This is a genomic window from Amycolatopsis sp. NPDC021455 (genome assembly GCF_040640995.1).
Classification (GTDB): Bacteria; Actinomycetota; Actinomycetes; order Mycobacteriales; family Pseudonocardiaceae; genus Amycolatopsis.
On sequence record NZ_JBFACT010000053.1, the window covers coordinates 54456 to 64553 of the forward strand.

Below are 10098 nucleotides of genomic sequence, written 5' to 3' on the forward strand. Positions count from 1 at the left end.
GCCCAGGTTCAGCCTTCGTGTTCGCGCAGTAGCCGTCGGACGGCGTCCCGGTCGCCCTCGATCGTCAGCCGGCCGTCGTGGATGGCCTCATCGAGGTGGGAAGGCTGTTCCAGCAGGGCGTTCAGCGTCGGCGGGTCGGTCCGGATCGTGGCGTCCGGGGCGCCGGGCTCGCCCGGCTCGACGGTCAGGCGGCCCGGCTCGGTGCGGACCGTCCACACGCGGGAGTCGAGTTCGACGCGGTAGCACGCGGTGCCGCGCGGGCGGGCCGACCCGCGGAGGAACAGCAGCACGGAGGTGACGCCGAGCGACGCGGGGTTGGGGCGCGGGACTCGCGAGCCCCAGGCACCCAGCGCCAGCACGACCGGCTCCAGCTCGCGGCCCCATTCGGTGAGCTCGTAGACGGTGGACGCGGCCGGGGGCGGCAGCTTCCGGCGCGCGACGACGCCGTGGCCCTCGAGCTCGCGGAGCCGGTCGGTGACCAGGTTCGAGCTGGCGCCTGGCAGCGCGCGGCGGACGTCGGAGAACCGCTGCGGCCCGAGCAGCAGCTCGCGCACCACGAGCAGAGCCCAGCGTTCCCCGACGACGTCCAGCGCGCGGGCGATCGTGCAGGCGTCTCCGTAGCTGCGGCTCGTCGGCATGGTCTGAATGTACAACCGTGTGGTTGTTTTTAACAACTTCCGGTGGGTACGGTGGGGCGGGTCCGAATGTCGACGGGAAGGAACGGTCATGGGCCGACCGGTCGTGCACTTCGAAATCATCGGCACCGACCCGGCGCGGCTGCGCGGGTACTACGGCGAGCTGTTCGGCTGGCGCTTCGACACGTCCGGCCCGGTGTCGGACCAGGTGTCGGAGCCGGGCGAGTACGGGTTCGTGGAAACGGACGGCATCCCGGGCGGCGTCGGCGGCGGTGCGGGCCACGAGAGTCACGTGGTGTTCTACGTGGGCGTCCCGGACGTCGCGGCGGCGCTGGCGGAGGCCGAACGCCTCGGTGGCACCCGCCGGATGGGCCCGGACCGTGCCCCGGGGCGGGACCTGGTGGTCGCCCACTTCACCGACCCGGAGGGCAATCTCGTCGGCCTCGCGGGCCCGGCTTGACCGCCCAGCTGCGCCTGGAGCACCGCCACCGAGGGTGCACCAAGAGGCATCACTCGTGATCAGGAAGGCATCACCCGTGATTGGAGGGGCATCGGGCGTGATTGGAGGGGCATCACGGTGATGCCCGCTCAATCACGCGTGATGCCCGTTGGATCACGGGTGATGCCCGGCCAATCACGGGTGATGGCCCCTTGGCGCACAGCGAGGCCCCGGAACCGTCGGGTTCCGGGGCTCGGTTGCGTCGTGTTCGCGTCAGCCTTGGCGGGCCTTCGAGCGCGGGTTGTCCTTGTTGATCACGAAGACGCGGTTGCCGCGCCGGATGACCTGGGCGCCGGGCTGGCGGGCGAGTGAACGGATCGAGCTGCGGACCTTCATGGTGAGCCGTCCTTCCCGTGGGAACCGTCCCACATCCCGGTCAACAGTGCTCGGGTCGGTTTGATTCCCCAACTCAGGTGTTCTCGCGGGCTACCCATCCCTGAAGGTCGTCGCCGCGGATGGCGGCGGCCATCAGGTCCGGGAACTGGTCCGGGGTGCACGCGAATGCCGGGATGCCCAGCTGGGCCAGGGCCGCCGCGTTCTCGTGGTCGTACGACGGCGCGCCCGAGTCCGACAGCGCCAGCAGCGCGACCACCTGGACGCCCGCGCCGGCCAGCTCGCCGATCCGGTGCAGCAGTTCGTCCTCGTCGCCGCCCTCGTAGAGGTCGCTGATCAGCACCAGCAGCGTCCGCTCGGGGCGCTCCACCAGGCCCTGGCAGTAGGCGATCGCCCGGTTGATGTCGGTGCCGCCGCCCAGCTGGGTGCCGAACAGGACGTCGACCGGGTCGGCGAGGTGCTCGGTGAGGTCCGCGACCTCGGTGTCGAATGCGACGAACGACGTCTTCAGCGCCCGCATCGAGGCCAGGACCGCGCCGAACAGCCCCGAGTACACCACCGACTCCGCCATCGAGCCCGACTGGTCGACGGCCAGGATCACGTCCCGCTGCACCGCCTGCTGGCGCCGGCCGAAGCCGATCAGCTTCTCCGGCACGATCGTGCGCAGCTCGGGGGAGTAGTGCTTGAGGTTGGCGTGGATGGTGCGGGACCAGTCGACGTCGCCGGGTCGCGGCCGGTGCGTGCGCGACGCCTTGTCCAGCGCGCCCCGGATCGCCGCGCGGGTGCGTTCGGCGAGCCGTTCCTCCAACTCGGTGACGACTTTGCGGACGACCTCGCGCGCGGTCTCCTTGGTCTCCTCCGGCAGCACACCGTTCAGCGACAGCAGCGTGCCGACCAGGTGGACGTCCGGCTCGACCGCTGACAGCAGCTCCTTCTCCAGCAGCATCCGGGTGAGCCCTAGCCGGTCGACCGCGTCGCGCTGCATCACCTGCACGACGGTGCTCGGGAAGTACCGCCGGATGTCGCCCAGCCAGCGCGCGACCCGCGGCGCCGACGCGCCCAGGTTCGCACTGCGCGGCCCGCCCGCGGACTCCTCGTCCGGCTTGTCGTAGAGGGCGGCGAGCACCGCGTCCACTCCACTGTCCTCTTCGGACAGTGGCGCGTCGGCCAGGCCCGAGCCGGGCCCGGCGCCTTCCCCGCCGAGCACCAGCCGCCAGCGCCGCACACGGTCGGTGTCGTTCATACCCCCACCCCCAGCAGGGTCGCCAGGACCGGCAGCACGTGCTCGGCCCGGTCCTCGTCCAGTTCGTCGACCACCGCCACGACCCGCGCGGTGCCGGTCAGGCCGGCCGCTCGTTGCCCGATCGCCCGCTTCTCCGGCCCGCTGAACGCGCCGAAAGTGCGGCGCAGCAACGGAAGTACTTCGGTGAAGACGTCGGCGGGGATCGCCGACAGCCAGGCGTCGATCACCCGCAGCAGGCTCTCGTCGTGCACCAGCAGCAACGCGCCGCCGTCGAAAAAGCCCTCGACGTACGCCGCGCCGGCCGTGGGCGCGACGCCGGGGGTGAGCGCCCGGCCCAGCCGCAGTTCGACGTCGAGCGCGTCGAACAGCCCGGCGTCGTGCAGGATGCGGGTGAGGCGGCCGGCCAGCAGCGGGGGCAGCGACGGCCGTTCGGCCAGCCGGGCCAGCGCCGCCAGCCAGCGTTCCTTCGCGTCGTCGCCCAGCAGGGACGTCGCGTCGTGCACCCCGTCGACCAGCTTGGCCAGCCGGGCCGCGGCGTCGTCGTCGATGCCGTGGGCGGCCGGCGGCAGCCCGGCGCAGATCCGGTCGAGCATGCGGTCGGCGACTGCCCGCAGCGCGCCGGTGTCGGTGCCGCGGACGTTGCCGTACCGGGTCGCCCGGGCCAGCGCGGGCAGTGCCGACATCAGCCGCGCGACGTCCGCGTCCGCCGCCGCCCGCGCGTCGAGCGCCGCCAGCGCTTCGGGCAGCGCCTCCGGCAGGTCCGCGAGCAGGCAGTTCTCGACGGCCGTGGTGACCTCGTCCAGCGGGGGCGTGCCCTCGACGGTGCCGCGGACCGCGGCGGTGGCCGCCGACGGCACGGTGGTGCCGTGCACGGCCGCCGCGACCAGGTCGACTTCGAACGACGGCTCCCAGCACAGCGCCCACGTCTCGCGGAACGTGCCCTTGTTCCGCCGCGCCGACGCCTCCCGGCTGCCCCATTCGATGCCGAGGATCCGCAGCCGGTGCAGCAGCTTCGACCGGTCGAGCCCGCCCGGTGTCCGCAGGTCGAGGTCGAGTTCCTTGACGACTGGGTCCTTCTTGAGCCGCAGGCGTTTCGCGGTCGCCGTCAGGTCGGCGGCCAGCGGGGGCTGCGGGACGCGGTCCGGCACCTCGCCGAGCCGTTCGCCGACCACCAGCCGCCGCGTGACGAGCTCGACCTGCACCTCGTCGCCGCCGCACAGCACCGACCGGGTGGCTTCGGTGACTTCGGCGAGCCCGGCGGACGACCGGCCCCGCAGCGTCGCCAGGGTTTCGGCGAGCCGGACCGCCTCGATGACGTGCGCGGTCGAGACGGGCAGGTCCTCTTCCCGCAGCACCGCGGCGACACCGGCCAGCCAGCGCGTGGTGACGTCGTCGGCCGTCGTGAAGAGGTGGTGGTACCAGCCCGGCGACCGCACCCCCGCGCCGTAACCGCTGGCCGCGGCCAGGCGCCCGTGCGTCCACGGCACCCAGGTGCACGCGACCTTCCGCTTCGGGAGTCCTTTGAGGACGGACTGGTCGTGCGACGCGGGCGGCAGCGGGTCCGCCAGCGCGGGCACGTGCCAGGCGCCGCAGACGACGGCGATGTTCTCGAAGCCGTCCTTGCGGGTGCGGCGCAGCACCGAGCGCATGTACGCCTCACGCCGGGCTTCGTTGCCCTGCGGCGGTTTTTCGCCCTCCCGCACCGCGGTCATCGCCTCGGCGATCACCTCGAACGGGCTTTCGGTGTCCCGCCGCGACTCGACGACGTCGTCCCACCAGCGTTCCGGGTCGTCGTAGCCGCCGGCCGAGGCCAGCACGGCCAGCGGATCTACCGGCGGGCCGGTGTGCTCGTCCGGACCGGCCGCGAACGTGTGCGCGGCCGGGAGGTCGCAGAACCGCACCGGGATCCCGGCCTCGCGGGCGTAGGTGAGCGCCTGCCACTCCGGGCTGAAGACGGCGAACGGCCAGAAGGCGGCGCGCGAGACGTCGTCGGTCGCGTAGGCCAGCAGCGCCACCGGCGGCGCCATCGCCGGGTCTTCGGTCAGCTCGACCAGCGCGTCGGCTTCCGGGGGACCCTCGATCAGCACGACGTCGGGCTCGAGTTCGGCCAGCCGCGTCGCCACGGCCCGGGCGGACCCCGGGCCGTGGTGGCGGATGCCGAGCAGGTGGGTGGTCACGAAAGCTCCTGGCCCGCCCGGTAGAAGTCGGCCCAGCCGTCGCGTTCGCGGACGACCGTCTCCAGGTACTCGATCCAGATCGCGCGGTCGGCCACCGGGTCCTTGACCACCGCGCCGTGGATGCCGGCCGCGATGTCGTGCGGGCGCAGGACGCCGTCGCCGAAGTGGGCCGCCAGGGCGAGACCGCCGGTGAGCACGCTGATCGCCTCGGCGGTCGAGAGCGTGCCCGACGGCGACTTCACCGCCGTGCGGCCGTCCTCGGTGCGGCCCGAGCGCAGCTCGCGGAACACCGTGACGACCCGGCGGATCTCGGCCAGCTCGGCGGCCTCGGCGGGCAGCTTCAGCGACGCGCCCAGCTCGGCGACGCGCCTGCTGACGATCTCGACCTCCGCCTCGGCGCTGTCCGGCAGCGGCAGCACCACCGTGTTGAACCGCCGCCGCAGCGCGCTGGACAGCTCGTTGACGCCCTTGTCGCGGTTGTTCGCCGTCGCGATCAGGTTGAAGCCGGGCCGCGCCTGGACCTCGGTGCCCAGCTCGGGGATCGGGAGTGTTTTTTCGGACAGGATGGTGATCAGCGAGTCCTGGACGTCGGCCGGGATGCGGGTCAGCTCCTCGAGGCGGGCGATCTTGCCGTCCCGCATCGCGCGCAGCACCGGGCTTTCGACGAGCGCGGCGGCACTCGGGCCCTCGGCGATCAGCCGGGCGTAGTTCCAGCCGTAGCGGATCGACTCCTCGGACGTGCCCGCGGTGCCCTGCACCAGCAGCGTCGAATCGCCGCTGATCGCGGCGGACAGGTGCTCGGAAACCCACGTCTTGGCCGTACCGGGCACGCCGAGCAGCAGCAGCGCGCGGTCGGTGGCCAGCGTCGCGACGGCGACCTCGATCAGCCGCCGCGGGCCGACGTACTTCGGGGTGATCACGGTGCCGTCGGCCAGGGTGCCGCCGAGCAGGTACTCGACGACGGCCCACGGCGAGAGGTGCCAGTTCGGCGGCTTGGCCCGCTCGTCGGCGGCGGCCAGCGCGGCCAGCTCGGCGGCGTGGTCCTGCTCGGCGTGCGGCCGGAGGACGGTGGCGGGGGCGGTCATGCGAGCTCCTCGTACATTTCTCGGCGGAAGTTCAGCGTCTCGGTGAGCGCCCGGCGCCACGGCCCGGCGTCCATGGTCAGGCGGGTGGTGGCCAGCGGGTGGCGCAGGCAGCCGCGCGGGACCGCGCGGGCGATCACGACGGCGGCGTGCGAAACCAGGCGGTGGTCGTCCTGGCGGGCGATCCAGTCGAGCAGCGCGGTGCCGAGCTCCTTCGTCCACGGCCGGGGCAGCTCGTGCACCAGCCGGGCGAAGGATTCGACGGGCAGCCGGCTCACCAGGTGCCCGACGGTGGCGGCCTGGCTCGCCGGGCTCAGCACGCCGAGCAGCGGGGGCGTGGTGCGCCCGCCGGGGTCGGCGCCGATCAGCGCCTGCGCCCAGGTTTCGTCGCGCTGGCGGAGGGCGGCGGTGGCCCAGGAGTCGCGCAGCACGCCGGGTGGGCAGCCCTCGACGGTCATCCGCACGACCTCGGCGGGCGGGCCGAACTCGCTCCAGAACGCCAGGGGAGCGGCCGCGACGAGCGTGCGCAGCCGGACGGTGCCGTCGCCGCGTTCGCCTTGCGGGACGGTGACTTCGAGAACCCGGCCCCGGCGGCGGACCAGCGGCCGCAGCCGTTCGGCCATGCCCTGCCCGTACCGCGTTCCCGGCAGCCGGCCGAGCAGGTCGGCGGCCTGTTCGCGGACCGCGGCCGCGCGGTCGGTCAGCGCGGCTTCGAGGAAGTCTTCGTCCCCGGCCCGGACGTGCCCGGCGAGCACGCCGAGGAAGTCCGCCCGGACGTCGGCGGGTTCGCTCTTCCACGACGCGGTGAGGGCTTCCCGGGCGGCGTCCGGGTCTTCGGCCAGCTTCGTGGCGAGCCAGCGGCGCCGCTGGGCGAGGCTGCCGTACTGCCAGAGGTCGCCGGACTCTTCGGGCGGGGCCGCGAGGAAGGCCCAGTCGGGGTTCCGCTGCCCGAGCCACGCCCCGACCGGTCCGGCGACGGCGACCAGCGGGCCGCGCAGCGCGGCCTTGGTCCGGGCGGCCTCGGCCAGCAGCGGCAGCGTTTCCGGCGGGACGCGGTAGCCGGTGCCGGCGACGATGCCGAGCCACTCCAGCAGCAGGTCCGGGTGACTGGCGGCCAGCAGCCGCGCCAGCCGTTCCCGCGCGAGCGGTGGCACGAACGGCCGTTCGTCGGGCGCGGCGACCGGCAGCGGCCGGACATCGCGCAGCGGCTGCCGCCCGGCCCGCCGGTAGGTGGTCAGCACGGCGGCGGCGACGAGGAGCTGTTCGGCCGGCTCGGCGCGGTCCGCGGTGAGCTCTCGGACGGCTGCCGGTTGTGCCGCCAGGTCGAGCGTGCGCCGGCGGGTGCCGAGCAGGGCGGTGCCGACGAGGTCTTCCCAGGCTTTCACGGGTGCACCCCCGGTTCGTGGTTCGGGCGGGCGAAAACGTTCACAGCCGCACCGCCCGGTCCTCGTGCCAGCAGGTCAGCGGCCGCAGGCCCGCCGGGCTCCACTCGCCGGCCACCGTCAGGGGTTCGCCCGCCGACATGGCCAGCAACGACCACGGGAAGGCGTACGGCACCAGCGGGAGCGCCGTTCCGTCCTTTTCGGACAGACACCAGCCGCCGGCGTGTTCGGCCGGGGTGACGCCAGACAGCAGGACCGGCCAGCGTTCCAGCCACGGGTCCGCCGCCAGCGCCCGCGCGTACGCCGCCAGCGCGTCCTCGATCGAGCCGCCGTCGGCCGCCGGTGCCGGGGACGGGATGCCGCGTTCCGCCACCAGGGCCCGCAGCGGTGCCGCGCCCGGGTAGAACGCCAGCTCCGCCGTCAGCAGGTGGCCGGGCGGCAGGGACGCGTCCAGCGGACGGCCCGGCGGCGCGAACGACAGCACCAGCGCGTCCCGCCCCGTGCGGCGGCCGCGCAGCCACGTGCGCCGGGTGAGCAGCCGGTCGTTCTCCTCGTCGGCCGCGCCGGTGATCAGCCACTCGTCCGCGAGGCGCTCGCCGCTCTCCAAGACCCGGGCCGTCTCCACCGAGAACCCGAGTCGTGTGCGGACGGTCTCGGCCAGCTCGGGTGGCAGGGAAGACAGCCGGCTCGCCGCGTCCGCCAGCAGGTACGACAGGGACAGTTCGGCGAGCAGCGCCTCCGGCCAGTCACGGCGGCCGACGATCCCGGCCGCCTTCCGCAGCCCGCCCGCGAGGCCCGACGCCTGGGCGTCGACCATCCGCGCGGCGACCGTGCGCAGCTCTTCGCCGCCGTTGCGGTCGAAGCCCGCGAACCCGGCGCCGATCCGGTCGGTGAGCCAGATCTTGAGTTCCGCGACACCGCCTTCGACGCGCGCGGCACGTTCGCCGGCGCGGCGGGCGGCCGCCTCCTCGTCCTTCGGCCCGGCCGCTTCCGCGCGTTTCTCCGCCCGCCGCGCCCGGTCGGCGCGTTCGGCCAGCCACGTGTGCACCCACTCCGGCGCCTCCGCCGTGTCGAGCCGGCCGGCCGCCCAGAGCAGCAGCAACCCGAGCGCGTGCTTGCACGGGAACTTCCGGCTGGGGCAGGAACACCGGAACGCGGGCTCGGCGAGCTCGACGCACGTCTGGTACGGCTTCTTGCCGCTGCCCTGGCAGAAGCCCCACACGGCGTCTTCGGACGCGCCCGCGCCCGACCACTTCGCGGGCGTGGCGAGCGCCCGGCCCGCCTTCTCCGAAGCGGGATCCGGCGCGAGCCCGGCCACGCGTTCCGCGGTCCACGGCACTGCCGTCACCACCTGTCCCCCCACTGTTCTCCCTCGTTTCCGGTACGAGGTGAAGCATGCCAGCACCCACCGACATTTTTTGGGGGGTTCGGGTGGCGGAGCCCCCGACCTGGGGCAAAGCCCCAGATGTCACTGCCGATTTCCGGTGCCCGAGTATTCCAGTGCTAGAATAGTGCCGTGCTGACCGACGCCGAACTGACCGTGCTGGGCCTGGTGGTCGAGCGGCCGAGGCACGGCTACGAGCTGGACGAAGTCGTCTCGGACCGCGGCATGCGCGAGTGGACCGCGCTCGGCTTCAGCTCGATCTACTACGTGCTGGGCAAACTCCGCGACCGCGGCCTGGTCGCCGAGGTCCAGGGGGGACGCGCGCACCCGAAGGCCAAGAAGACGTTCACGGCCACCGAAGCGGGCCGGAAGGCGTGCGCGGCCGCCGCGGAGGCGGCCATCGCCCAGCTGCGCCCGGTGCACCCGCCGGTGCTGGTGGGGCTGGCCAACAGCCCGGCCCTCCCGCCCGGACGGCTGGCCGCGGCGCTGGCCCAGCGCGCCGAAGCGGTCCAGGAACGCCTGGCCGAGGTCCGCCGCGCCGCCGCGGCCCAGCCGGACGTCCCGCCGTTCGTCCGGGCGATCTTCGCCTACTCCATCGCGCAGCTCGAGGCGGAAGCCGGGTGGCTGGAAGGGATGCCCTGATGCCGTACGACCTCAAGAAGGAGCTGAAGCGGCTCTACGCCCCGAAGAACCGGGAGTGGGCGCTGCTCGACATCCCCGAGCAGCGGTTCCTCGCGATCGACGGCCGCGGCGACCCGAACACGGCGGAGAGCTACAAGAAGGCCGTCGAAGCGCTCTACACCTTCGCCTACACGATCAAGATGGCGGCGAAGCACCGCGGTGAGGACTTCGTCGTGGGGCCGCTGGAAGGCCTGTGGTGGGCGGACGACTACGCGGCTTTCACCGTGCGGGCGAAGGAGTCCTGGCAGTGGACGATGCTCATCGCGCAACCGCCGTGGATCGGCGAGGACGCCGTCGAGGAAGCCCGGGAAGCGGTGCGGCGCAAGAAGAAGCTCGACGCGCCGGTCCGGCTGGAGAAGCTGCACGAAGGCCGCTGCGCGCAGGCGCTCCACATCGGCCCGTACGACGACGAAGGCCCGCTGCTGGCTCGCCTGCACGATGAGTTCCTTGCCGCGCAAGGGCTCGAGCCGACCGGTCTGCACCACGAGATCTACCTCGGCGACCCGCGGCGGACCGACCCCGCGCGACTGAGGACGGTCCTGCGTCAGCCGGTCGGCTGAATTCCGGCCCGGACTGTTGGCCGGTCGCCAGCGCCCCAATGTGGCGTTGGGGGGGGGGGGCGGCCCCCCCCCCCCCCCCCCACAGCCAAACCAATGAAAACAAACACACCCCCACGAAAAAG

General features: G+C 73.5%; 10 protein-coding genes. 3 read left to right on the forward strand and 7 right to left on the reverse strand.

Annotated features, from left to right (window positions below; all coding sequences use genetic code 11):
• Positions 1-8 precede the first annotated feature (8 nt).
• Positions 9-638, reverse strand: coding sequence for a winged helix-turn-helix transcriptional regulator (locus tag AB0G28_RS37010; RefSeq protein ID WP_361100398.1), 630 nt, complete (start codon positions 636-638; stop codon positions 9-11).
• An 88-nt stretch (positions 639-726) separates the two neighbouring features.
• On the opposite strand from AB0G28_RS37010, the gene AB0G28_RS37015 reads away from it, so the two are divergent.
• Positions 727-1095 carry a VOC family protein gene (locus AB0G28_RS37015; RefSeq protein ID WP_361100401.1) on the forward strand — a complete coding sequence of 123 codons (369 nt, stop codon included), beginning with the start codon at positions 727-729 and terminating at the stop codon, positions 1093-1095.
• 252 nt (positions 1096-1347) lie between these two features.
• Here the strand turns inward: AB0G28_RS37015 and rpmJ are convergent, their stop codons facing one another.
• From rpmJ to AB0G28_RS37045, 6 genes are all read right to left on the reverse strand, one after another.
• Positions 1348-1470 carry a 50S ribosomal protein L36 gene (rpmJ, locus tag AB0G28_RS37020; protein ID WP_043775060.1) on the reverse strand — a complete coding sequence of 41 codons (123 nt, stop codon included), beginning with the start codon at positions 1468-1470 and terminating at the stop codon, positions 1348-1350.
• Positions 1471-1543: 73 nt separating this feature from the next.
• The gene (locus tag AB0G28_RS37025) at positions 1544-2710 is read right to left on the reverse strand and encodes a VWA domain-containing protein (RefSeq protein ID WP_361100405.1); all 1167 of its coding nucleotides are present in this window, start codon (positions 2708-2710) and stop codon (positions 1544-1546) included.
• The gene (locus AB0G28_RS37030; protein ID WP_361100408.1) at positions 2707-4887 is read right to left on the reverse strand and encodes a DUF5682 family protein; all 2181 of its coding nucleotides are present in this window, start codon (positions 4885-4887) and stop codon (positions 2707-2709) included. The genes AB0G28_RS37025 and AB0G28_RS37030 overlap by 4 nt, the downstream gene beginning before the upstream one ends.
• Complete coding sequence (locus AB0G28_RS37035) at positions 4884-5972, reverse strand: AAA family ATPase (protein ID WP_361100411.1); 1089 nt, start codon at positions 5970-5972, stop codon at positions 4884-4886. Before AB0G28_RS37035 ends, AB0G28_RS37030 begins: the two co-directional genes overlap by 4 nt.
• Positions 5969-7354, reverse strand: a complete 1386-nt coding sequence (locus AB0G28_RS37040) for a DUF5691 domain-containing protein (RefSeq protein ID WP_361100414.1) — start codon at positions 7352-7354, stop codon at positions 5969-5971. The genes AB0G28_RS37035 and AB0G28_RS37040 overlap by 4 nt, the downstream gene beginning before the upstream one ends.
• 40 nt (positions 7355-7394) lie before the next feature.
• Positions 7395-8702 (reverse strand): SWIM zinc finger family protein, encoded by a 1308-nt coding sequence (locus AB0G28_RS37045; protein WP_361100433.1) that lies wholly within the window; start codon positions 8700-8702, stop codon positions 7395-7397.
• Between the two features lie 165 nt (positions 8703-8867).
• Here AB0G28_RS37045 and AB0G28_RS37050 point away from each other — a divergent pair, with 165 nt between their 5' ends.
• Positions 8868-9377, forward strand: a complete 510-nt coding sequence (locus AB0G28_RS37050; RefSeq protein WP_361100417.1) for a PadR family transcriptional regulator — start codon at positions 8868-8870, stop codon at positions 9375-9377.
• On the forward strand, positions 9377-9976 hold the full coding sequence (locus AB0G28_RS37055; protein ID WP_361100420.1) for a GyrI-like domain-containing protein: 600 nt from the start codon (positions 9377-9379) through the stop codon (positions 9974-9976). Before AB0G28_RS37050 ends, AB0G28_RS37055 begins: the two co-directional genes overlap by 1 nt.
• Positions 9977-10098 lie beyond the last annotated feature (122 nt).